General features: G+C 59.8%; 19 protein-coding genes and 1 pseudogene. 1 reads left to right on the top strand and 19 read right to left on the bottom strand.

The window, feature by feature from the left end; translation table 11 throughout:
* Positions 1–19: 19 nt before the first annotated feature.
* From ASE11_RS24465 to ASE11_RS24435, 7 genes are read right to left on the bottom strand one after another with little or no spacing between them, the layout of a single operon-like run.
* A complete protein-coding gene (locus ASE11_RS24465) occupies positions 20–1,228 on the bottom strand; it encodes an ABC transporter substrate-binding protein (protein ID WP_056278283.1) in 1,209 nt (402 codons plus the stop codon).
* A gap of 55 nt (positions 1,229–1,283) precedes the next feature.
* The gene (locus ASE11_RS24460; protein ID WP_056278280.1) at positions 1,284–2,486 is read right to left on the bottom strand and encodes an ABC transporter substrate-binding protein; all 1,203 of its coding nucleotides are present in this window, start codon (positions 2,484–2,486) and stop codon (positions 1,284–1,286) included.
* Between the two features lie 41 nt (positions 2,487–2,527).
* The gene (locus ASE11_RS24455) at positions 2,528–3,574 is read right to left on the bottom strand and encodes a branched-chain amino acid ABC transporter permease (RefSeq protein WP_056278277.1); all 1,047 of its coding nucleotides are present in this window, start codon (positions 3,572–3,574) and stop codon (positions 2,528–2,530) included.
* Positions 3,574–4,446 (bottom strand): branched-chain amino acid ABC transporter permease, encoded by an 873-nt coding sequence (locus ASE11_RS24450; protein ID WP_056278272.1) that lies wholly within the window; start codon positions 4,444–4,446, stop codon positions 3,574–3,576. Before ASE11_RS24450 ends, ASE11_RS24455 begins: the two co-directional genes overlap by 1 nt.
* Positions 4,446–6,314, bottom strand: a complete 1,869-nt coding sequence (locus ASE11_RS24445) for an AMP-dependent synthetase/ligase (RefSeq protein ID WP_056278268.1) — start codon at positions 6,312–6,314, stop codon at positions 4,446–4,448. Before ASE11_RS24445 ends, ASE11_RS24450 begins: the two co-directional genes overlap by 1 nt.
* The gene (locus tag ASE11_RS24440) at positions 6,311–7,093 is read right to left on the bottom strand and encodes an ABC transporter ATP-binding protein (protein WP_056278265.1); all 783 of its coding nucleotides are present in this window, start codon (positions 7,091–7,093) and stop codon (positions 6,311–6,313) included. The genes ASE11_RS24445 and ASE11_RS24440 overlap by 4 nt, the downstream gene beginning before the upstream one ends.
* 10 nt (positions 7,094–7,103) lie before the next feature.
* Entirely contained in the window at positions 7,104–7,895 is a 792-nt protein-coding gene (locus ASE11_RS24435) for an ABC transporter ATP-binding protein (protein WP_056278262.1), read from the bottom strand.
* A 627-nt stretch (positions 7,896–8,522) separates the two neighbouring features.
* On the opposite strand from ASE11_RS24435, the pseudogene ASE11_RS26845 reads away from it, so the two are divergent.
* Positions 8,523–8,982, top strand: a pseudogene (locus ASE11_RS26845) (IS30 family transposase); the annotation flags it as partial.
* 126 nt (positions 8,983–9,108) lie between these two features.
* On the opposite strand, the gene ASE11_RS24425 reads toward ASE11_RS26845, so the two are convergent.
* The 12 genes from ASE11_RS24425 to ASE11_RS24370 all read right to left on the bottom strand — a co-directional run bounded on the left by ASE11_RS24425 (position 9,109) and on the right by ASE11_RS24370 (position 22,424).
* Entirely contained in the window at positions 9,109–10,794 is a 1,686-nt protein-coding gene (locus ASE11_RS24425) for an electron transfer flavoprotein-ubiquinone oxidoreductase (protein ID WP_056278256.1), read from the bottom strand.
* A gap of 60 nt (positions 10,795–10,854) precedes the next feature.
* On the bottom strand, positions 10,855–11,364 hold the full coding sequence (locus tag ASE11_RS24420; RefSeq protein ID WP_056278252.1) for a MaoC family dehydratase: 510 nt from the start codon (positions 11,362–11,364) through the stop codon (positions 10,855–10,857).
* Between the two features lie 144 nt (positions 11,365–11,508).
* Positions 11,509–12,141, bottom strand: coding sequence for a TetR/AcrR family transcriptional regulator (locus ASE11_RS24415; protein ID WP_056278249.1), 633 nt, complete (start codon positions 12,139–12,141; stop codon positions 11,509–11,511).
* A 93-nt stretch (positions 12,142–12,234) separates the two neighbouring features.
* The gene (gene badI / locus ASE11_RS24410) at positions 12,235–13,026 is read right to left on the bottom strand and encodes a 2-ketocyclohexanecarboxyl-CoA hydrolase (protein ID WP_056278247.1); all 792 of its coding nucleotides are present in this window, start codon (positions 13,024–13,026) and stop codon (positions 12,235–12,237) included.
* Between the two features lie 59 nt (positions 13,027–13,085).
* On the bottom strand, positions 13,086–13,883 hold the full coding sequence (locus tag ASE11_RS24405; RefSeq protein ID WP_008905455.1) for an SDR family NAD(P)-dependent oxidoreductase: 798 nt from the start codon (positions 13,881–13,883) through the stop codon (positions 13,086–13,088).
* A gap of 248 nt (positions 13,884–14,131) precedes the next feature.
* Positions 14,132–15,388, bottom strand: a complete 1,257-nt coding sequence (locus tag ASE11_RS24400) for an ABC transporter substrate-binding protein (RefSeq protein ID WP_056278244.1) — start codon at positions 15,386–15,388, stop codon at positions 14,132–14,134.
* Positions 15,389–15,481: 93 nt separating this feature from the next.
* The gene (locus ASE11_RS24395; protein ID WP_008905457.1) at positions 15,482–16,738 is read right to left on the bottom strand and encodes an ABC transporter substrate-binding protein; all 1,257 of its coding nucleotides are present in this window, start codon (positions 16,736–16,738) and stop codon (positions 15,482–15,484) included.
* 126 nt (positions 16,739–16,864) lie between these two features.
* On the bottom strand, positions 16,865–17,716 hold the full coding sequence (locus ASE11_RS24390; protein WP_082586007.1) for an ABC transporter ATP-binding protein: 852 nt from the start codon (positions 17,714–17,716) through the stop codon (positions 16,865–16,867).
* A gap of 10 nt (positions 17,717–17,726) precedes the next feature.
* On the bottom strand, positions 17,727–18,674 hold the full coding sequence (locus ASE11_RS24385) for a branched-chain amino acid ABC transporter permease (protein WP_235501455.1): 948 nt from the start codon (positions 18,672–18,674) through the stop codon (positions 17,727–17,729).
* A gap of 131 nt (positions 18,675–18,805) precedes the next feature.
* Positions 18,806–19,693, bottom strand: a complete 888-nt coding sequence (locus ASE11_RS24380) for a branched-chain amino acid ABC transporter permease (RefSeq protein ID WP_056278238.1) — start codon at positions 19,691–19,693, stop codon at positions 18,806–18,808.
* Between the two features lie 3 nt (positions 19,694–19,696).
* Positions 19,697–21,640, bottom strand: a complete 1,944-nt coding sequence (locus tag ASE11_RS24375) for an AMP-dependent synthetase/ligase (RefSeq protein ID WP_056278235.1) — start codon at positions 21,638–21,640, stop codon at positions 19,697–19,699.
* Complete coding sequence (locus tag ASE11_RS24370; protein WP_008905462.1) at positions 21,627–22,424, bottom strand: ABC transporter ATP-binding protein; 798 nt, start codon at positions 22,422–22,424, stop codon at positions 21,627–21,629. Before ASE11_RS24370 ends, ASE11_RS24375 begins: the two co-directional genes overlap by 14 nt.
* Positions 22,425–22,459 lie beyond the last annotated feature (35 nt).

The raw sequence follows: 22,459 nt of genomic DNA, 5'->3' as shown, positions 1-22,459 counted from the left end.
TGACGAACGGCGTCTGGTGTCAATCGAGCACGGGGATGGGTTCGGACACGCGCTCGAAGCGGGAGTTTTTGGCGTCCGAGCGCAACACGAGCACGCTGCTCGGCGAGTGCCGGTCATTGGGGCCGAAACTGATGGGAGAAGCCAGCCCATCGGTGCTGAAGTTCTTGGTTGTCTCCAGCTTCTCGACGACACAGGCGCGGGTCAGCGCCTTGCCACAGCGGCGGATCGCGTCTTCCATTAGCAGCGCACCGACGTAGGCTGTGATCGAATAGCGGTTGAGCGACTTCAACTCGTCGGCTGACAGATATTTCTGTGCCAACCCCATGAACTTGGCCATGCCTGGCACCGACAGGTCGGTCAGAGGCGGGACATAGTCTGCGACGAAGTAGCCGTCGCCCGCGGCACCGGCGAGCGCCTGAACAGGGGTCAGGTGGGCCGAATGCACGGCAAGGAAGGTCAGCGACATCTGGTTTTTAGCGGATTCCTTCATCAGCATCGAATGCTCGGCTACCACGCCGCCCGACGCGAGAAAGGTCGCTCCCACCTGCTTCAGACTCAGCATCTCAGCCGAGAAGTCCTTGGTGCCACGCTTGAAGGAGATCTCGGACACGCTGTTAAGCCCCAGATCCTTGATCGCCTTCTGGTAGCCGCAACGCACGTCGCTGCCAAACTCGTCATCCTGATAGACCAGCGCAAACTTCTCCTTTTGCAACTTCTTGCTAGCGACCATGTTTTTCATGGCGGAGCTCAACTCCTGACAATAGGTTGGCCCGATCACAAATACCGTTTTGTTCGGTGGAGTGAAGTGCGCTGCTGCCACGGCCATCGCGTTGATAGTTGGCAAGCCTTGCTCGTTGATGTAGGGCAGCATGGCTTGCAGCATCGCTGAGCCCGAGGTGCCGATGAGGCCGAAGATGCCTTCCACGTCGACCAGTCGCTTGACGCCTTGCACAGCACGCTGAGGCACATAGCCGTCATCTTCCTGGCGAATTTCCACCTTGCGGCCGTTGATGCCACCACGGGCGTTGACATCCTGCTCCCATACCCGCAAGGCAAGCATGTGGGCCTTGCCCAGCAGGCTAGGGGGGCCGCTGACGGGCGTCACCGAGCCGAGGACGATTTTGGCGTCGGTCACACCGGGGTCGGCAGCAGCGGCGGTCGTGGCCGTCAGGCTGATAACCATGCTGAGCAGACTGGTGGCGGCATATCGAAAGTATTTGCGTGTCATGAAAAGGCACTCCTGGTTGAGTAATGGGGGAGGGGCTGGTGGCACGTCGTCTTGATTACTTGGAACTCAGAAATTCAGAGGCTCGCTCGAATTTCCCGGCGCTGGCATTCGCCTTGAGCAAAATGGGGCGGGTCCCCGACTGTCGAATATTGGGCCCGAAGGTCAATGGGGCCATGATGCCGTCGCTGGTGAAATTTTTGGTCTGCTCGAGCTTTTCGACCACGCAGGCACGTGTGAGGTTTTTGGCACATGCGTTGAGCGCTGATTCGAGCAACTGGACACCTACATAGGCGGTCAATGAATACCGGTTCATGTCCTTGACCTCATTGGCTGAAAAATATTTGTAGGTCAGTGCGGTGAGTTTGCCAATGCCCTGTGTTTGTATGTCGGTCACTGGAGGCACATACTCGGCGACGTACACGCCGTCTGCTGCCGGGCCGGCCAGGGCCAGTACCGCAGGCAGATGCGAAGGGTGAGCGGCCAGGCGCACGGCTTGCATCTGGTTCTTCGCGATCTCTTTGAGCATGGCGGCGGTTTCGGTGATGATGCCGCCGGTCAGCACGAAGGTGGCGCCGGCGCGCTGCACGCTCAACACCTCGGCGGAAAAATCCTTCGCCCCGCGTTTGTAGGCAACTTCGATGCTGCTTTTCAAGCCGAGCTCTTTCAGGGCCTGTTCGTAGCCGCATTTGACGTCGGTGCCGTAATCGTCTTCCTGGAAGATCAGGCCGAACTTCGATCCCTGCAGCTTCTGGGATGTGACCAGATGCTTCATGCTGGCAGAGACCTCCTGGCAGTAAGTTGCCCCGATATTGAACAGCGTCTTGTGCGGTGGGTTGAAGTGGGCGCTGTTGACGGCGATATGGTTGATGGCGGGAATTTTCTGCTCGTCGATGATGGGCAGCATGGCCAGCAACTGCGACGAGCCGGAGGTGCCGATCAATGCAAAGATCTGTTCGACATCAATCAGTTTTTTCAGACCCTGGACAGCGCGCTGCGGCACATAGCCGTCGTCCTCAATGCGAATGTCGACTTTGCGTCCGCCGATGCCGCCGCGCGAATTGACGTCCTGCTCCCAAACTTTCAGGGTCGTGGCAATGGCCTTGCCAATGATGCTGGGCGGGCCGCTCAGCGGGATGACCGCGCCAAGCACGAGTTTCTCGTTCGTGACCCCGGGATCTGCCGCCAGTGCGCTGCCGAAGGTCAGTGCGGCGAGGGCGCCGAGGCAAAAGCGCTGGGTCAGCTTCGGTAGTGTTCGCATCGCAGGTCTCCTATGGAATAAGCAGCGCGTGTGCTGCGGGGTCAGAATCGGAAGGGCCAATGGGTCCAGTAATGCTTGATGTCGCGCCATCGCCCCATCAGGCCATCGGGCTCAAAACGCAGGAACAACACAATCGCGAGTCCATAAATGACGCCTTTGATCTCATAGGCGGCAGTGGAGCCCGACCCGCCGAAGCTGGCGCCGATCATGCCGAACACGAAGCCCAGGCTTTCGTTGAGCAGGACGATGAAAGCCGTTCCGAGCAAGGCGCCGGCTACAGAACCCAGGCCGCCGACGATGAGCATGGAGAGCGCCTCGATCGATATCAGCAGGCTGAAGCTGTCGACATTCAGGTAGCGTGTGTAGTAGGCCAGCAAGCCCCCGGCGATGCCGGTGTAGAAGGCGCTGACCATGAACGCCAGCAACTTGTAGCGCACCAGGTTGACGCCCATGGCCTTGGCTGCGATGTCGTGCTCCCGAATCGCCTGGAACGCCCGGCCAATGCGGCTGCGCAGGATGTTCAGGGTGATGAAGGTGAACACCACCACAAAGCACAGCACCACGTAGTAGTAGCCACGTTCTGCCCCCAGCGCCTGACCGAACAGCGAGGGTTGCGGCACCGTCAAGCCTTCCGAGCCTCCGGTCAGGTCGCCACCGTTGAGGATCAGGTGGTTGATGATCACGGCAAATGCCATCGTCGTGATGGCCAGGTACAGCCCTTTGAGACGCAGCGAGGGTATGCCCACGATGATCCCGGCGATGGCCGCGCTCACGCCACCGGCAAAGATGGACGCCAGCATTGGCCAGCCAAGTTTGCTGGCCACGATGCCGGCCGTGTAGGCGCCGACCGCCAGAAACCCCGAGTGCCCGAGCGAGATCAGCCCGGTGGTCCCGGTCAGCAGGTTCAGGCCCAACACCCCCACCGCTGTGATCAGCAGCAGCAGAATGACGGAGACATAGTACTTGGCCAGCAGCAGTGGCGCGGCCGCCAGCAGCGCCACCAGCAGACACGACCAGACGATGACAGGAACCGAGTCGGTCAGTGCCAGCAGCTGACGATAGTTTTGTTTGAAGTTTCCGCTACGCATCAGACACGCTCGATTTCAGGTTTGCCGAACAGGCCATAGGGTCTGACCATAAGGACGACGAGGATCAAAACAAAACCGGCGATCTCCTTCATGCCGCGGCCGATATAGCCTTCCGACAGATTCTCGACCACCCCGATCAGGATGCCGCCGAGTGCGGCGCCGAACACCGAGTCCAGCCCGCCCAAGATGACCGCGGGAAAGCTGCGCAGACCTGTCGTCCACATGCCGGGATTCACGTCGTAGATCACGCCGATCAACACGCCCGCAATGGCGGCGAGCCCCGCCGACAGGGCCCAGGACAAGGCGAAAATGCGCTTGACATTGATGCCCATCAGCAGGGCTGCAGTTTGCACGTTGGCGGTGGCACGCATGGCGATACCGACCCGCGAATAGCGAAAGAAGGTCCACAGGCCGAGCAGTACGGCCGCCATCAGCCCAACGGAATACAGCTGCGCCGGGTACAGGCCGGCCGGGCCGATCTTGATGACCTCCGTTGGCAGGCCGGCATTGAGCGGCATGGGGTCTGCGCCCCAGATCAGCACCACCACCGAGCGCAGGATCACGGCCAGGCCAATGGTCACCATCACCGTGGAAAACACCGGCTGACCAAGCATCGGACGGATCAGCAAGACCTCGATCAGAAGGCCAATCAGCACCGAGGCCGCGACAGTTGCTGCCAGCATGAGCCAGAAGCCAAATTGGAAGGTGCCGGCCAGGGTGAAGGCGATGTAGGACACCAGCATCATCAGCTCGCCCTGGGCGAAGTTCACCACGCCGGTGGCGCGGTAAATCATCGCAAAGCCCATGCCGATGAAGCCGTAGAGCAGGCCCACGGCGATGCCGGAAATGACCAGTTGCAGAAAATAGTCCATCAGCCCGCTCCTGCGCCGTAGATGATCGCGATCTCTTTCGCGAAGGTTTTTTCGATGACGTTGCGGCGCACCTTCTGGGTGGCGGTGAGTTCGCCGTCGTCGTGGTCGAGTTCTTTTTCCAGGATCAGGAACTTGCGGATGTTCTCGACCCGGGCAAACAGCTTGTTCACACGCTTGACGTCCTCGTCGATCAGTTCGCGCACCTCGGGCAGCGCGGCCAGGCTCTTGTAGGTGGTGTAGGCCAGTTTGCGTTCTTGTGCCCACTTGCCGACCGTTTCGTAGTCGACCTGGATCAGCGCCGCCAAATAGTGGCGTCCGTCGCCCAGGATGATCGCCTCGCGCACATACAGGCTGTCCTTGAGCGCGTTTTCGATCTCCGAGGGCGCGATGTTCTTGCCGCCGCTGGTGATGATGATGGCCTTCTTGCGGTCAACGATCATCAGCTCGCCGTTGTCAGCCAGCGCCACGATGTCGCCCGTGTGCAGCCAGCCGTCCACCACGGTCTTGGCGGTGGCGCCTTCGTCGTGGATGTAGCCCTTGAACACGGCGGGGTGCTTGACGACGAGCTCGCCGTCCTCCGCGATCTTCCAGTTCAGGCCGTCGATGGGCAGGCCGGTGGCGCCCAGTTTGATCGCTTTTTCATGCTGGAAGAAGATCACCCCGCCGGACTCGGTCATGCCGTAGACCTGGTACACCGGAATGCCGAGGATGCGGAAGAACTTCAGTACCTCGGGCGAGACGCTGGCGCCGCCACAGAAGCCGCACTGCATGCGGTCCAGGCCGACGAATTTCTGCAGATTGCGAAACATCAGCAACCACAGAACGAAGAAGTGCAGGCGATCCGACAGACTGCGCTGGCCCCCTTGCGCCTCGACCTTTTCGAACAGACGGCGCCCGGCATCGAAGCAGCGCTGGAAAGCCCAGCGCTGAAAGCGCGAGGCGTCCTGCATGCGGATCAAAATGCCTTGCTGCAGCTTCTCCCAGATGCGCGGCACGCCCAAAAACACCGTGGGTGCGATCTCGCGCAGATTGACGGCTACCGTGTCGATCGATTCGGCGTAATTGACCACGCCACCGGTGAGCAGGTGCATGACCGTCGAGAAGGCACGCTCGGCCACGTGGCACAACGGCAGGTAGCAGACCACTTCGTAGTTGTGCCGGTCGAGCTTGAAATGGGTTTTGAGCTTGTCAACGGTGACGATCAGGTTGCGGTGCGACAGCATCGCGCCCTTGGGCGGCCCGGTGGTGCCCGAGGTGTAGACCAGCATGCAGGTGTCATCGGGCTGGGTGTCCTCGATGGCACGATCAAAGGCGCTCGCGTGCTGGGGCGATGCCGCGGCGTTTTGGTCTCCTAGCTCAAGCACGTCCTCGAACGACATCAGCTTGTCGTGTTTGTAGCCGCGCATCCCCTTCATGTCGACGCAGATGATCTTCACCAGGTCGGGCAGGCCGGTGTCGTGCTTGGCCATGGCGTCGAGCACCTTGTCGACCTGTTCCTGATCGCCGCAGACCACGAACTTGCTGTTCGAGTGGTGCACGATGTACTGCAGTTCCGGCCACGGGTTGGTGGGGTAGATGCCCACCACGACACCGCCGATGGCTTGCGTGGCCAGGTCGGTGAACATCCACTGCGGACTGTCCTCGCTGGCAATCGCCAGCCGGTCGCCCTTGTCGAAGCCCAGAGACTTGAGACCGAGGGCGAAGCGGCGCGCCGTTTCGAAATAGTGCTGCCAGGTCATCCGGTTCCAGATGCCGTAATCTTTCTCGCGAAACGCGAGCGCATCCGGAAAGCGCTGTGCCCAGTGCTGGAGCAGCTTGGGGAATGTGGTGTTGCCGTCGCGCAGTAACGCGTCCAGGTTGTCGATCACGCGGCCTCCTTGGTTTTGCTGCCCAGGTAGGCGTCGATCACGGCCGGGTTGGCCGATATCTCGGCCGGCGTGCCCTCGCCGATCTTGCGGCCGAAGTTGAGCACGCAGACGCGGTCGGAGATGTCCATCACGATGCCCATGTCATGCTCGACCATGAGGACCGAAATGCCGAGTTCGTCGCGGATGTCCAGCACGAAGCGGGCAATGTCTTCGGTCTCCTCGCTGTTCATGCCCGACACCATTTCGTCCAGCAGCAGCAACTTGGGCTCGGTGGCCAGTGCGCGTCCCAACTCGACCCGCTTTTGCAGGCCATAGGACAGGGTGCCCACCGGCATGTCGCGAATTTCCTCGATTTCGAGAAAATCGATGATCTCTTCCACCTTGCGACGGTGTTCGAGCTCCTCGCGCCGCGCCCGTCCGAAGAACCACGAGGCATCCAGCACGTTGGTGGCCATGTGGCAGTGGCGGCCGACCAGCAGGTTGTCCACCACGCTGGCATGTTTGAACACCGCCAGATTCTGGAAGGTCCGACCGATGCCGATGGCGGCCAGGCGGTGTGCCGGCATGCCGGTGATGTCGCTGCCATCGAAATGCACGGTGCCGCTGCTGGGCTTGACGACGCCGCTGATCATGTTGAAGGTGGTCGTCTTGCCGGCCCCGTTGGGGCCGATCAGGGAATAGATTTCACCGCGCCGAACGTGAAAACTGACACCGGCAACGGCTTCGACGCCGCCGAAGCGCTTGGACAGGGTTTCGACCCTTAACAATGTGTCGTTCATGTTTTTTTTCTCAGGACAGCCAGCGTTTGCGCCGCTTGTAATGCTTCACCTCGCGCATGTTCTTGCGCGATCCACCTTCGCCGAAGCCTAGGTAGAACTCGCGCACGTCGTCGTTGCGCAGCATCTTGTCGGCCTCACCGTCGAGCACCACGCGGCCGTTTTCCATGATGTAGCCATAGTCGGCAATGGCCAGCGCCATCTGTGCGTTCTGCTCCACCAGGAGAATGCCCATGCCTTCCTGGCGGCACAGGCGGGTGATGATGTCGAAAATCTCTTCGCTGATCTGTGGCGCCAGACCGAGCGTGGGCTCGTCGAGCATCAGCAGTTTCGGGGACGACATCAGCGCGCGGCCGATGGCCACCATCTGCTGTTCGCCGCCCGACAGGTAGCCCGACACCGTGCTGCGTTTTTGCACCAGACGCGGGAACAGCCCATACACCATCTCCATCTGGCGCCTGGCGTCGGTCAGACTGCGTGTGTAGCCGCCCATCACGAGGTTTTCCTCGACCGTCAACTGGTCGAACAGGCGGCGCCCCTCGGGCACCATGACCACGCCGGCGCGCACGATTTCGTCCGGCGCCAGGCCGGTCAGCTGGCGGTTTTCAAACGTGATCTGGCCACCCTTGATCTCACCGTCTTCCGGATACAGAACGCCCGAAATGCCTTTGAGCGTGGTTGATTTCCCGGCCCCGTTGGAACCGAGCAGGGCGACTATGCGACCTTTGCCGACGGCCAATGAGACCTCTCGCACCGCCTCGATGGTGTTGTCGTAAACGATCTGGACATTGGTGAGATTCAGCATGACAGGCCGCTACTTGCGCTGTGCTGCGGCGACTTAACCATTGAACGGGTTTGCCGGTCGAGCGTAGTGGAGGGGTGCGCCAGGATGGCAGCCGCAGTCGTGCAGACCTTCGGCTCGGATGGGCCGGGTGCATGGGCGCGACCATGGTCTCTGGTTGCCAGGGTGCCGTTCGAGGGGGCAGTTAATTTTCTCAAAGGTTGTCTCGTGTTGGCCGTGTTGGGCAGCGTGCCTGCCATGTGCCTTGCCGTTCGGTAGGCGCGATGCCTTGTTTGCATGGCGTTAATCTAACGGTAGTTAGTCTGGCTTCAACTCGGGAAATCCCTATGCAGGTGCCATCAAGTCCGGGTGCGAGTGCGGGCGGGAACTTCTGGCCAGGTTCGCTTCAGCATGAATGCCGGTGATTCACCGTCAGCGGATTCAAGACTGAAGTGCAACACCTGCCCCCGAGTACGGTCCGCAGATGCAAAGCAGCCCACCCAAGCGCAAACGACTACCTCGCAACAAAGGAAAAGGCCGAAGAGCTCAGATACTATTGCTCCGGCCCCATGAATTTTGAACTTTCGTGGATCGTTTGCCTGTGGCAGTCGGTCCACGACTCGCGACTTCAAAGGGCCGGAACAATAGATGGACATGGTGAGCATCCATGTGCGTCCGCCCGAGATTGAAGACCGGCAGTTGCCCGGGCACGGGGAGGGTGACCTGATCAAGGGTGCTGCGAACGCCAGCGCGGTGGGCACCCTGGTGGAGTGCACCAGTCGGGCTGCTCATGCTCATCAAGCTGCACGGGTTCAAGCCCGCCAGCGCGGTCAATGTCCTGCAGGCCTTTTCTGACAAGCTGCTGAGGCTCGCTGAGCCTATGTGCCAGAGCATGACGTACGACCAGTGCCGGGAGAAGGCGATGCGCAGGGAACTGAGCCGACGCACGGACATTGCGGTGTACTTCTGTTACCCCCACAGCCCTTGGCAGCGAGGCTCTAACGAGAACTCCAACGAGCTGGTGCGCCAGTACCAGCCCAAGGGCTCGGACCTCTCAGGGTACAGCCAGGAGCAGCTCGATGCGATTGCCGATCAGATCAACAACCCGCCCTGGAAGGGGTAGGGCGCACGATCCCCCTCTGGCAGTCTATCGGGACCTCCTGCTCAATAGCACGCAACACCCACCCTCGTTCATTGAAACCCAGGGTATTGCACTTTAGATTTGAATCACTCTCGGCTACATTCCCGCGTAGTTCGGCCCGCCGCCGCCTTCGGGCGTCACCCAGACGATGTTCTGCGTCGGATCCTTGATGTCGCAGGTTTTGCAGTGCACGCAGTTCTGCGCGTTGATCTGCAGCCGGTCCGAGCCGTCGTCGTTCTTTACGAATTCGTAAACGCCGGCCGGGCAGTAACGGCTCTCGGGGCCGGCGTATTTCGCCAGATTGATCTGCACCGGCACGCTGGCGTCCTTGAGCGTCAGGTGCGCGGGCTGGTTTTCTTCGTGGTTGGTGTTGCTGACGAACACGCTGGAGAGCCGGTCGAAGGTGAGCTTGCCGTCGGGCTTGGGGTAGCTGATCTGCGGCATCTCGGCGGCCGGGCGCAGGCTGGCGTGGTCGGCCTGGGTGCGGTGGATCGTCCAGGGCGGACGCTTGATGCCAAGCCTGGGCAGCAGCCACTGTTCAATGCCGGTCATCAGGGCTCCGACGAGGCTGCCCTTCTTGAACCACTGTTTGAAGTTGCGCGACTGGTCGAGTTCGGTGTGCAGCCAGCTGTTTTCGAACGCAGCGGGGTAGGCGCTGAGTTCGTCGCCGCTGCGTCCGGCGGCCAGGGCTTCAAACGCGGCTTCGGCGGCCAGCATGCCGCTCTTGATGGCGGCGTGGCTGCCTTTGATGCGTGCGGCGTTCAGGTAGCCGGCATCACAGCCGATCAGCGCGCCGCCCGGGAACACGGTCTTGGGCAGGCTGAGCAGGCCACCGGCGGTGATGGCGCGCGCGCCGTAGCCGATGCGCTTGCCGCCTTCGATGTGGGCGCGAATGGCGGGGTGGGCCTTCCAGCGCTGCATTTCCTCAAAGGGGCTGAGCCATGGGTTCTTGTAGTCGAGCCCGGTGACGAAGCCAAGCGTGACCTTGTTTCCTTCCAAGTGGTAGAGAAAACCGCCGCCGTAGGTCTGGGTGTCCATTGGCCAGCCGGCCGTGTGTACCACACGGCCGGGTTGGGCGCGGGTCGGGTCGATCTCCCAAAGTTCCTTGATGCCGATGGCATGGCTTTGCGGATCGCGGCCTTCGTCAAGCTTGTATTTAGCGATGAGTTGCTTGCCCAGGTGGCCGCGCGCGCCTTCGGCAAAGATGGTGTATTTGGCATGCAACTCCATGCCGAGCTGGAAGCCGTCGTGCGGCAGGCCGTCCTTGCCAATGCCAAGGTTGCCGGTAGCTACTCCTTTGACCGAATCGTTGTCGTCGTACAGAACCTCGGTGGCTGTGAAGCCCGGGAAGATTTCCACGCCCAAGCCTTCAGCCTGCTCGCCCAGCCATTGGGTCAGGGCGCCCAGGCTGATGACGTAGTTGCCCTCGTTGTGGAAGCAGTCGGGCACCAGGAAGTTGGGTGTGCGCCTGGCACCGGTTTCGCTCAGGAAAAGCACGTCGTCGCCGGTAACGGGTTGGTTCAGCGGTGCGCCCAGATCCTTCCAGTTGGGGAATAGTTCGTTCAGTGCGATTGGGTCCATGACCGCGCCGGAAAGAATGTGAGCGCCGGGCGCGGAGCCTTTTTCCAGCAGCACCACCGAGACGTCCTCGCCCTTTTCAGCCGCGAGCTGCTTGAGGTGGATGGCCGTGGCCAAACCTCCGGGGCCGGCGCCCACCACCACCACGTCATACTCCATCGCTTCGCGGGGACCGTATTGGTCGAGCAGGGAGGTGGGCTTCATGCGGAGAGGGTCAAAAAGGTGGCGACCCTGGGGCCGAAGTTGACGAAAAAAAGGGGGGGGTCAGGGTCGGTTGTCGACCGGCAGCGGCGGTGCGGTGCGCGGTGCGCCGTCACGTTTGTAGACCATCACCGTGCGTTTGAAGGTGCAGACAATGACGCCGCTCTGGTTATAGCCTTCGGTGCGCACCGTGACGACGCCGACATTGGTTCGCGACCGCGACTCGCGCCTGTCCAGCACCGTGGAACGTGAATAGAGCGTGTCGCCTTCAAACACCGGATTCGGAAGTCGAACTTCGTCCCACCCCAGGTTGGCCATGACGTTTTGCGAGACATCGCTCACCGTCTGCCCCGTCACGAGGGCCAGCGTGAGGCAGGAATTGATGAGCGGACGGCCGAACTCCGTCTGCGCGGCGTAGTGGGCATCGAAGTGCAGCGGAGCCGTGTTTTGCGTCAGCAACGTGAACCAGATGTTGTCGTTCTGGGTCAGTGTGCGACCGAGGCCATGCCGATACTCGTCGCCGACCTCGAAGTCTTCATAGAATCGGCCGCGCCAGCCTTCTTTGATGGTCATTTGCTGCTCCTGCGGCGGGTTGTCCAATTTGGGAGTCCCCAGACGCAGCCGGTCAGCGTGCCACTGCGCAATGTAGGCGACATGTGGACTATTGCTGTCAGTTTCTCGGCCCGGCTTGTTGAAGTTGCCGGCAATGCATCGCGACTATGCTTTGTCATGCGTGAGAATTCCATCGAACACGATCCCCGTTATTTGACGCGAGAAGTCACGAAAAGAGCCGCGTTGGGGGTTGTACCATTCGACGGTCCAGTTCAATGCCCCAATCACGAAAAGCCGAATCATGGCCGTGCTGGTGTCGTCGCGCAATTCGCCACTGGCGAGCGCTGATTCGAGAAGCTGATCCCAATAGTCTGCGTAAGCCCGCCGCACGACCCGGTGGCGATTTTTTGCGCTGGTCGGGATTTGGCCGTAGATGCGGATGTTGGCTGACGTGAAGTCGCCATAATGCAGCATTCCCCAGAGATGGCCTTCAATGCCAGCGGCGATTCGATCTCGCCAGGGTGCACTTTCGGGAAGAGCCGCAACACGGGTGCGTACGGCATCTGCGACGATGGTGATGCCTTTGTCCAATACCTCGCCCAGGATCTGCTCTTTCGATTCGAAGTGATAGTAGATACTGCCGGCTTTGACGCCGGCAGCATCCGCAACCTCGCGCAAAGTAGTTGCTGCATAACCATGATGCCTGAATAGCCTTGCAGCTTCGAGCAGCACGCGTTCGCGTGTGGCGGGACCATCCACCTCATTTTTGCTGGGTTTTGCGTCTGTATTTGACATCATTTGACCGTTTGGTAGATCCAAATTTCGAATCGTATCAAACCTAGCTTTGGTCGAAGGGGCGGCCTTGAGCAACGTCTCGTCGCGCGGGGTTGCTCACTTGCGACCATTCGCCCACTGCCTGAAATCAGGCCGGCGTTTTTCCAGGAAAGCGCTCACGCCTTCTTTGGACTCTGCCGTGTCGTAGTACAGGCTCAGCGCTTGAAGTCCCAGGCTGCCGATCCCGCGAATGTGCTCGGTGGATGCATTGAACGAACGTTTCGCGATCGCCAGAGCCGTCGGACTTTTTTCGACAATTTCCTTGCACCAGCGGGCGACTTCGGCGTCGAGCTGGTCGTGGGGCACGACGGTGTTGCACAGACCCATGGCCAAGGCCTCCTGTGCACTGTAGCGGCGGCACATGTACCAGATCTCGCGGGCTTTCTTTTCGCCAACCACATGGCTCAGGTAAGCTGTGCCCCAGCCAGGGTCGACCGAGCCTACTTTCGGGCCGACTTGGCCAAACACGGCCTTTTCCGAGGCAATGGTCATGTCGCACAAGGTGGCTAGGACATTGCCGCCGCCAATGGCGTAACCCTGCACGCGGGCGATCACGGGCTTGGGCACGTCACGAATGGCGCTGTGAAACTCTTCCACCGGGATACCGATGGTGCCCCGGCCGTCGTACTGGCCGGCATGAGCCGACTGATCGCCGCCGGTGCAGAAAGCACGGTCACCCGTCCCGGTGAGCACAATGGCGGCGATTCGCTTGTCCCAGCCTGCTTTCATGAATGCCTGCAGCAGTTCCTCGACGGTCTGGCCGCGAAACGCATTCATCACTTCGGGGCGGTTGATCGCGATGTAGGCCACCGAGTCGAGTTCTTCGTAGAGGATGTCCTTGAATTCCATGGGTTTTCCTTTTTGTCTGTTATTTCAATGCCGCATGTCTTTCGACCGTGCCCGGGCGTTTACCCAATCATGCTGTAACCACCAGACACTGAAAGAACCTGCCCGGTGACATGGCCCGCAGCCTTCGCTGAAGACAGGAAGACGACGGCATTGGCAATATCCTGCGGCCGTCCCACCTTGCGCAACGGCAGCGCCTTGGCGACTTTTTCCAGTTGCTCCGGCGTGAACATACTGTCGGCATCAATCCACATGCTGCTTCCGCCCACTTCGTCGGTGGTACTGGGGATAGTGACGCCGGGGCATACCACGTTGCAGCGGATGCCGTAACGCCCGTTTTCCTTGGCGATCGTTTTCATGAAGCTGTTGATGGCAGCCTTGACGCCGCCATACACCGCTTCACGTGGCTCACCTTGCCGACTGGCATCAGAGCTGATGGAGACGATTGAGCCGGCGTTGCGAGGAACCATGACTTCAAGCGCGGTCTTGGTGCAGTTGAGAACGCCGAGGTAGTTGATGTTGATGATCTTTTGCCACAGATCGGGGGTCGTCTGCGTGAAGAACATCAACTGGTCCCAGCCGACGTTGTTGACGAGGACATCGACGCCGCCGAACTTGTCCGAGGCTGCCTTGAACATGGCTTGCACCTGGTCAAGTTGGGTGACATCGGTCTTGACAACCTGCGCCGACGCCGCGCCGCTCGCCAGCGCGAGTTCTGCCGTCTTTTGCGCCTGACTTTCGTCGATGTCGCCGATGGTGATGTTGGCGCCTTCCGCGGCGAAGCCGAGCACGATGCCGCGGCCAATGTTCGAGCCGCCACCCGTGACGATGACCGATTTTCCTTTTAGTTCGAGATCCATACTGATTGCTCCTTGCGCTTTAGGCGCCACATTGGTGAGGATGAAATTATGACTATCTAACGATAGTTAGATAGCGGGCGAGATTTCCTGTGTTGGATGGTGCGCCTGGCAGCTACCACTGCAATCCACTGTGGCATAGGCTGCCACCTGTCGATTCAAGAGAGGGATGAAAATCCGAGAAACAAGATGGGATGGTTCACTATCAGTGCGCAACGCGTCTGACCGTGATCCATCCCAAGGGAAGGCAATTACTGTTTGTTCTTGGCGAACTCGCCAGATTCTTTCTTCACGATGTCCTGGACCACATCGTCATACGCCGAGAACCAGTCAGTCTGGGGCACCCACTTGGCGCCGTCCCACATGTCGATGCGGGTTTTGCCGCCGCCGCCATGGTCTTTGGCGGTCACCGTCACGGGGGCGATCAGGCCTTCGGCATCAAAGTTTTTCAAGCTTTCCAGTCCGCGCTTCATTTTGTCAGGGTTGAGGGGCCAGCCACTTTGTTTGATGGCTAGGCGAGCGCCTTCGAAAACGCTGGCATAGATGGCCAGACCGGTGTTGTAGTAAACATCGTTGAGATGCTTGCGGTCACCGCTGCCCTTGTTTTTCTCATACAGGTCCTTGATGATCTGCTGAATCAGCGGGTGGCTCTGTCCACCCGTCACGTTGGTGCCGCGCTTGAGGCCTTTTGCGTTTTCCAGACCAATGTTGGCAAGGTCAACTTCGTTGAGCCAATTGACGGAAATGTACTTGTCCATCGGGATGCCGTTGCGCTTCATTTCGCGCGAGGCGACGACGTGCATGCCGGCCAGGTTCCAGCTGATCACCCAGTCGGGGTTGTTGCGGCGGATCTGGGACCAAGCGGCGGCCTGGTCATTGCCCGGCATCGGGTTGGGAACCAACTGCAGGTCAAAGCCCTCTTTGGCCGCAAGTGTCGTCAACACGCCGATCGGTTCCTGCCCGAACGGATAGTCGGGGTAGATGAACGAAATCTTCACGCCCTTGAGGTTGTTGTTGGACTTGGTTTTGATGTAGTGGATATTGTTGGCCATTTGACCCCAGTAGGTGGGCCCAATGGGGAAAATCCACTTGAACACATCACCATCGACCGCATCGCCACGACCTACAAAGGATTGCACCATCACATTGCCATCCGCCATGGCGCGCGGCAGAACGGCGCGGGAAACCGGCGTGGACAGGAAATCAAAGGCAACGGCGCCTTCGCGTTTCATCTTTTCGTAGCACTCAATGCCACGCTGCGGCTCGTTGCCATGGTCTTGAACCAGTATCTCGATTGGGTGGCCTTCAATGCCGCCTTTCTGATTCAATATCTTGGCATAGTCATTCGCCGCCTGGGCAATTTGTGGCGTCACAAAGCCGTAGGATTTACTCAGGTCATAACAAAGCGCGAATTTGACGGGCTGGGCTGGTGCCTGCGCCTGCGCGGACTGCAGACCGGCCAGCGCCAATCCCAGGCCAGCAAGAATGGAAAGCTGTTTGATTTTCATGATGATGTTTCCTGTTTAGTTAGTACGGGGTGAAATGCAGTCTGTAGAAGGCACGCCGTACAGTCGTGCCCGAGGCCTGACCGAGGCGTATCGCTACTGCTTCGACTTGGCGAACTCCGCCGATTCCTTCTTGGCGCTTTCCTGGACTACATCGTCGTATGCGGAGAACCAGCCAGTCTCTGGCACCCACTTCGCGCCATCCCACATGTCGATGCGCGTCTTGCCGCCGCCGCCATGGTCCTTGGCCGTCACAGTTACAGGGGCGATGAGGCCGTTAGCGTCGAAGTTGCGCAGGCTCTCCAGCCCGCGCTTCATCTTGTCGGATGTCAGAGGCCAGCCATACTGCTTGATTGCCAGACGCGCGCCTTCGAAAACAGGAGCGTAGGTGGCCAGCCCAGTGTTGTAGAAGATGTCATTGGTATGCTTGCGGTCGCCGTTGCCCTTTCCCTTGTCATACAGATCCTTCAGGATCTGCTGGATCAGCGGGTGCTCCTGACCGCCCACCACATTAGTGCCGCGCTTGATGCCCTTGGCTGCGTCGGCGCCAATGTTCGCGATGTCCACTTCGTTGAACCAATTGACGGCGATGTACTTGTCCATCGGCATGGCGTTGCGTTTCATTTCGCGCGAGGCAACAACGTGCATGTTGCCCAGATTCCAGCTGATGACCCAATCGGGGTTGAAGCGGCGGATCTGGGACCACGCCCCTGACTGATTGTTACCAGGCAGCGGGTTCGGGAACAATTGGAGGTCGAAGCCTTCCTTGGCCGCGAGTGTCTTCAACACGCCGATGGGTTCCAACCCAAACGCGGTGTCCAGGTAAAAGAATGCGATCTTCACCCCCTTGAGGTTGTTGTTCGACTTGGACTTGATGTACTGGATGTTATTGGCTGCTTGGCTCCAATAGGTGGGCCCGATGGGGAATATCCACTTGAACACATCGCCGTCGACTGCATCGCTGCGGCCAGTAAAGGATGAAATCATCACATTGTTGTCCTGCATTGCGCGCGGCAGCAGCGCGCGCCCGACCGGCGTGGAAAAGAAGTCGAAGGTGATCGCACCCTCGCGCTTCATCTTTTCATAGCACTCGATGCCCCGCTGCGGTTCGTTGCCATGGTCTTGAACCAGAATCTCGACCGGATGGCCTTCGATGCCGCCTTTCTGGTTGAGTATCTGCGCATAGTCGCGCGCGGCCTGGGCAACTTGCGGTACGGCGAAGGCGTAAACCTTGCTCAGGTCGTAACATAGCGCAAATTTAATCGGTTCGGTCTGGGCTTGGGCCAGCGCGGGCTGGACGTTGGACATCGCCATCCCCACGCCAGCAAGAATTGAAAGCAGTTTGATTTTCATGGTGATGTCTCCTGTTTAGCTAGCACGGGGTGAAATGCAGTCTGTAGTAGGAATGCCGGTCGTGCCCAAGACTTAATGCGAGAGCTCGACGCGATGTGGAGGTGTCCATGCTACGAGAAACTAGTTTCAGGTGAGCCAGCGTTTGCGCCGACTATAGTGTTTGATGTCATGGAAGCTTCGCCCTTCGGTGCCTCCTAGATAGAACTCCTGGATGTCCGGGTTTTTCTTCATGGCTTCTGCGCTGTCATGCATCACCACGCGTCCGTTCTCGATCAGATAGCCATGCGAGACGACCTCTAAAGCTGCAATTGCGTTTTGTTCCACCAGCAGAACGGACAGGCCTTCTTCCTTGTTGATGCGCCGAACAATGTCGAAAATCTCGGCCACCAGAAAAGGCGCGAGACCAAGACTCGGCTCGTCAAGCATCAGCAGCTTGGGTTGCGTCATCAAGGCACGGCCAATGGCCAGCATCTGCTGCTCGCCGCCTGACAGGTAGCCGGACTGCGCGGTGCGCCGCTGATGCAAGCGCGGGAAATAGCTGTAAACCATATCCTTGTTACGCAGCATGTCTTGGCGGGTGCCACGAACCGCCGAGGCCGCCACCAGGTTTTCGTCAGGCGTCATGTGTTCGAACACACGCCGCCCTTCCAGCACATGCACGATACCGAGCTTGACGCGCTCCTGCGGCGCCAGTGCATCGATGTTCTGACCCAGGAATTGCACCTCACCGCGGGTTACCAGGCCGCGCTCAGGGCGCAGCAGGCCGCTGATCGACTTCAGCGTCGTGCTTTTGCCAGCGCCGTTGGCGCCCAGCAGTGCCACCATGGCGCCTTGCGGCACATCGATCGAAACGCCCTTGATGGCGAGCGATACATGATCGTAGATGACCTCGACATTGTTCAGTGACAATATCAATGCAGGTTCCGCAGTCTGGTTTTGCATCAGCGTTGGGTTGGAAGTCAAGTTGTCAGTCGCCATGATGTCGTTTTTACTTTCGGGCGTAGCCGAAGGGCCAGACCAGCAGGTAGTTGCGCAGATTGGTGTACATCTTGCCCAGCCCCATAGGCTCAACCAGCAGGAAAATAATGATCAGCGCGCCATAAACCGCATGTGGAATGTGGGCCAGCGTTTCGATCCCGAGCGAGATGCCCAGGAGCTGCGCCAGCCAGCCGATCAGACTGTTCATCAGGCCGGGCATCAACAGAATGAAGGCAGCCCCAAAATAGCTGCCGATGATGCTGCCCAGTCCGCCGACGATCACCATGGCCAGCAACTCGATGGAGACATTGACGGCAAATTGCTCCGGTGTGGCTGCTCGGTAGAAGGTGAAGATCAGGATGGCGCCGCTGATGCCGCCAATGAAGGACGAGGTGGCGAACGCCACCAGCTTGTAATACAGGCTGTGCACGCCAATGACCGCCGCAGCGAAGTCCTTTTCACGCACCGCAATGAGCGCGCGGCCAAGCCCGGTGCGGCGCAAGTTGAGCATGAACACGGTGACGATCAGGCACCAGCCCAGCGCCACGTAATAGAGTCCGGTATCCGAGGTGATGGCCTGGCCGAGCAGGCTGATGTCAGGTGCCTGCAGTGTGGCCTGGGTGCCGCCGCTGATGGCCGGCACGTGGGAGATCACCCAGTCCATCACGAACTGCAGGGCCAGCGTGCTGAGCGCCAGATACAGGCCTTTCACGCGCAGCGCCGCGAAAGCGAAAACGATGCCGATCACAGCGGCCATCACGCCGCCGAGCACCATCGCGATCTCCCAGGGAATGCCGTTGCGTACGCCGTGCACCGCCGTGTAGGCGCCGATGCCCATGATGGCGGCATAGCCGAAGTGGAACTGTCCGGTCCAGCCCAGGATCAGGTTCAAGCCGAGCACGGCCGCAGTCCACACCAGCCACGGTAACAACTGGGTGCTGAGGACGAGCGTGCTCATGGTGAATGGCGCAGTTAACGCAAAGGCCAGCAACAAGCCGATCATCCAGCGATCCGCGGGGAGCGGAAAAAGCGAGCGCGCGTTGGCGTAATTGGTATGGAAAATTCCTGATTGACGAAATAGCATGACCTTCAGATCCTTTCAATGTCGTGGCGCCCGAACAGGCCATGCGGCCGAATCAGGATGGTCAGAATCAGTATTGTGGCAACCACCAGGTCGCGGCTACCACCGCCAACCAAGGGGTCGAGATAGCCAGATGCAACGCCTTCAAGAAGGCCCAGCAGCAAGCCGGCCAGAATGGCGCCGCCGATGCTGTCAAGACCGCCCAAAACGGCGACGGTCAAGCCCTTGAGCAAAAGCAGCGCCAGCGCCTGGCTGACCCCTTGAACCGAGCCCCACAACACGCCGGCCGTGGTGGCCAGAACCGAGGACATGGCCCAGGAAAACGCCACCCCGCGTTCAACCGAAATACCGATCGACCACGATGCGATGTAATCGTCGGAGATGGCGCGCAGAACAATGCCCCTGCGCGTGCGAAAGAAGAACATCAAGACCAAAAACAGCGCGATGGCCACCACGGCGCCGACCACATAAGCCCGACTGAGCAGCACCGGCCCCAGAAACAGCGGGTCGTCGCTGATGCCAATGGACAGCGGAAGGCCAGAGCCGCCCCAGATGGCCATTGTTGTCGCGCGTATAAAGATGTCCAGCCCCAGTGTCATCATCAGGATCATGATGATGGGGCGGCCCGCCAGCCGGCGCAACGCCACCCGCTCGATGCCCATTCCGACAAAGAACATCGTTCCCATGGCCAGCGGGATGGCGACCCACATCGACACGCCCAATCCATTGGCGATGGCCAGCACGACATAGGCACCCAGCATGGTCATCGCACCTTGCGCCAGGTTAGGCACCGAGGATGACTTGTAGATGATCACGATGCCCATGGCGACCAGTGAATACATGAGCCCCGACAGCGCGCCATTGATGGCCAATTCGGCAAACAGTGAAAAATCCATAATTTAAATCTCCTGCACCGAGAGTTGGCGCTCGATGGTGCCGACTTCACCGGATTCATACGTGATCTGCGCCTTCATCGTGACCGTCTGCTGGCCGCCGTAGATCGCATCAATGATGGGCGCATAACGCTCCTCGACCACGTTGCGGCGCAGCTTGCGGGTTCGCGTGACCTCTCCGTCGTCGGGGTCGAACTCCTTGTGTAAGGACACGAAGTGATGCAGTTTCAACCCGTCTGGCAGGATGCTGTTGACGCGCTTGACCGCTGCCGTGACCAGTTCGATCACCTCGGGTTTTTGCGACAGGTCGGCATAGGACATGTAGGAAATGCCCCGTACCTCAGCCCAATGGCCCACCGGCTCCATGTCGATGCAGATGATGGCCGCCAGCGTGTCGCGGCCGCTCCCGAGCACGGCCACATCCTTGATGTACGGACTGAATTTGAGGCGGTTCTCAATGTAGTTCGGAATGTAGCGTTCGCCTTTGGAGGTATACACCACCTCCGACAACCGTCCGAGCACCACCATGTGTCCATCAGGCTCGATATAACCTGCATCGCCCGTGTACAGCCAGCCGTCCTCAAGTGCTTCACGGGTGGCATTTTCAAGTTTGTAGTAACCGGAAAACACGCTCCCGGAGCGAATCAAGACCTCTCCGTTGTCGCCGATCTTGACTTCCACACCGGGCAGCGGTTTGCCGACCGTGTGCAGGCGTACTTCTTCGGTGTCCTGCAAGGCAGTGAAGGCGCTGCTTTCAGTTTGACCATAAAACTGTCGCAATTTCACGCCCAGTGCGCGGTAAAAAACAAAAGTGTCTTCGCCAATGGCCTCGCCGCCGGTGAAAGCACCTCGCAGGCGGGTGAGGCCCAACTGGTCCTTGATCGGTCCGAAGATCAACCACTCTCCCAGTTGCCGCATCAGACGCTCTGTCAGGCTGGGCTGTTTTCCCTCGAGCTTGCGTCGTTCGGACGCCAGCGCCGAGTTCATGAAAACATCGTAGAGCCATTTCTTGAACGGCGTCGAATCCTCCATGCGAACCTGGATGGTGGTCAGCATGTTGTCCCAGCTGCGGGGTGCGGCCAGATAGAAAGTGGGAGCCACCTCGCGCAGGTCGTGCAGCACCGTTTCCTGGCGTTCGGGGATATTGATGGTGAAGTGCAGCGCAACACCGGCGCCGACCGTGATGGCAAAGTCGCCCACCCAGGCCATGGGCAGATAGGCGAGGATGGTCTCGCCAAATGTGAAGGCGCCCCCGCGATGGGCGTTACGCACCCCCGCGAGGAAATTGCGGTGGCTCAGTACCACGCCCTTCGGCTTGCCCGTGGTCCCCGACGAGTGCACGAACACCGCCGGTCCGTCGGGCAGCGCCCGTTCGATCAAGGCATTTCGCAGTTTCGGCTCGGCACGCAAGCGATCTGCACCGATGGCCTGCAACTTTTCCCACGAAATCAGTCCGGGATTCGAATAGTTGGTCAAGCCGCGTGGCTCGTCGTAAATGATGTTCTTGATCGTTGCACCCTGATCGCCCAGATCAAGCACCTTGTCGACTTGCTCCTGGTCTTCGGCCAGGACAAAGCGGACATGCGTCTCATGCATGAAGTGACGGATTTCGTCGGGTGTTGCAGTAGAGTAGACGGGCATCGCGTAGCCGCCCAGCACGCCGGCCGCGAGCATGCCCATGTAGAGCCGGGGTCGGTTGTCGCCCAGGACCAGCAAGGCATCCTCTGCGCTAAAACCCAGGCTTTCCATGCCGGCCGCGTAGGCGAGCGTGGTGTCCAGCATCTGCGACCAGGTGGTCTCCTGCCATATTCCCAGGTGCTTTTCGCGCATGGCCACGCGATTGCCCAGTAACTCGGCGTTGCGAGCCAGAATGTGGATGAGGGTGGTGTCGGTGCCCATATCCCATGTGGTGTTGCTGCCCTTGGCAGCATCGGTTTCAGTGCTTTGCATGCGCACCCCCCAGGTAGGCCTTGATCACACGTTCATCCTTCATCACGTCGGCAGGAATACCGGTTCCGATGGTTTCACCATAGCTGAGCACCATCATGCGGTCGCAGATACCGGTGATCACATCCATGTGGTGCTCGATCAGCAGCACAGTGACATTGCGCTCGGCACGCGCATCGAGGATAAAACGGGCCATGTATTCCTTTTCCTCCTGGTTCATGCCAGCCATCGGTTCGTCAAGAACCAGAAAGCTGGGTTCGGCCACCAACGCGCGTGCCAGTTCGACGCGCTTTTTCAGCCCGATCGGAATGCTGTCCACCAGCTCGTCGCGCACGCTCTGCAGCTGCAGGAAATCGATAATCTCTTCGACCTTGAGCCGGCTCGCCATCTCATCCTTGCGACCCAGCCACCAGTAGAGGGCGGTTTTTGCCACGCCGGGCTTCATGTGGATGTGACGCCCCAGCAGGATGTTGTCAAGCACGCTCATGCCGTTGAAGAGCGCCAGGTTCTGGAACGTGCGCGCGACGCCCAGAGCTGCGACCTTGTGCGGCGCCATGCCGGTGATGTCGCGGCCATTGAGCCATATGCTGCCGACCTGGGGTGGAAAGAAGCCGGTGATGGCGTTGGTCATGGTCGTCTTGCCGCTGCCGTTGGGGCCGACCAAGCCGAAGATCTCCCCACGCTCAATGCGCAAATTGGCATCCTTCAACGCGACGAGGCCGCCGAATCGCCGCTCCAGCCCTCGGCATTCGAGGGCGGGCACTGCCGCCGCGTTGCTGGCTTTCATCGGAGTTGGCCGCTGCTCTTTGGTACTGATGGTGT

This window comes from Hydrogenophaga sp. Root209 (assembly GCF_001428625.1).
In the GTDB taxonomy this organism is placed as follows: Bacteria; Pseudomonadota; Gammaproteobacteria; order Burkholderiales; family Burkholderiaceae_C; genus Hydrogenophaga.
The sequence above is the reverse complement of the archived record's forward strand: the minus strand, read 5'-3'. Positions and strand labels throughout refer to the sequence as shown.

Bases quoted from the DNA above. Each gene is read 5' to 3' on its own strand.
- ASE11_RS24465 (WP_056278283.1), bottom strand. From the start codon at position 1,228: ATGACACGCAAATACTTTCGATATGCCGCCACCAGTCTGCTCAGCATG.
- ASE11_RS24460 (WP_056278280.1), bottom strand. From the start codon at position 2,486: ATGCGAACACTACCGAAGCTGACCCAGCGCTTTTGCCTCGGCGCCCTC.
- ASE11_RS24455 (WP_056278277.1), bottom strand. From the start codon at position 3,574: ATGCGTAGCGGAAACTTCAAACAAAACTATCGTCAGCTGCTGGCACTG.
- ASE11_RS24450 (WP_056278272.1), bottom strand. From the start codon at position 4,446: ATGGACTATTTTCTGCAACTGGTCATTTCCGGCATCGCCGTGGGCCTG.
- ASE11_RS24440 (WP_056278265.1), bottom strand. From the start codon at position 7,093: ATGAACGACACATTGTTAAGGGTCGAAACCCTGTCCAAGCGCTTCGGC.
- ASE11_RS24435 (WP_056278262.1), bottom strand. From the start codon at position 7,895: ATGCTGAATCTCACCAATGTCCAGATCGTTTACGACAACACCATCGAG.
- ASE11_RS24425 (WP_056278256.1), bottom strand. From the start codon at position 10,794: ATGAAGCCCACCTCCCTGCTCGACCAATACGGTCCCCGCGAAGCGATG.
- ASE11_RS24420 (WP_056278252.1), bottom strand. From the start codon at position 11,364: ATGACCATCAAAGAAGGCTGGCGCGGCCGATTCTATGAAGACTTCGAG.
- ASE11_RS24415 (WP_056278249.1), bottom strand. From the start codon at position 12,141: ATGATGTCAAATACAGACGCAAAACCCAGCAAAAATGAGGTGGATGGT.
- badI (WP_056278247.1), bottom strand. From the start codon at position 13,026: ATGGAATTCAAGGACATCCTCTACGAAGAACTCGACTCGGTGGCCTAC.
- ASE11_RS24405 (WP_008905455.1), bottom strand. From the start codon at position 13,883: ATGGATCTCGAACTAAAAGGAAAATCGGTCATCGTCACGGGTGGCGGC.
- ASE11_RS24400 (WP_056278244.1), bottom strand. From the start codon at position 15,388: ATGAAAATCAAACAGCTTTCCATTCTTGCTGGCCTGGGATTGGCGCTG.
- ASE11_RS24395 (WP_008905457.1), bottom strand. From the start codon at position 16,738: ATGAAAATCAAACTGCTTTCAATTCTTGCTGGCGTGGGGATGGCGATG.
- ASE11_RS24390 (WP_082586007.1), bottom strand. From the start codon at position 17,716: ATGGCGACTGACAACTTGACTTCCAACCCAACGCTGATGCAAAACCAG.
- ASE11_RS24385 (WP_235501455.1), bottom strand. From the start codon at position 18,674: ATGAGCACGCTCGTCCTCAGCACCCAGTTGTTACCGTGGCTGGTGTGG.
- ASE11_RS24380 (WP_056278238.1), bottom strand. From the start codon at position 19,693: ATGGATTTTTCACTGTTTGCCGAATTGGCCATCAATGGCGCGCTGTCG.
- ASE11_RS24375 (WP_056278235.1), bottom strand. From the start codon at position 21,640: ATGCAAAGCACTGAAACCGATGCTGCCAAGGGCAGCAACACCACATGG.
- ASE11_RS24370 (WP_008905462.1), bottom strand. From the start codon at position 22,424: ATGAAAGCCAGCAACGCGGCGGCAGTGCCCGCCCTCGAATGCCGAGGG.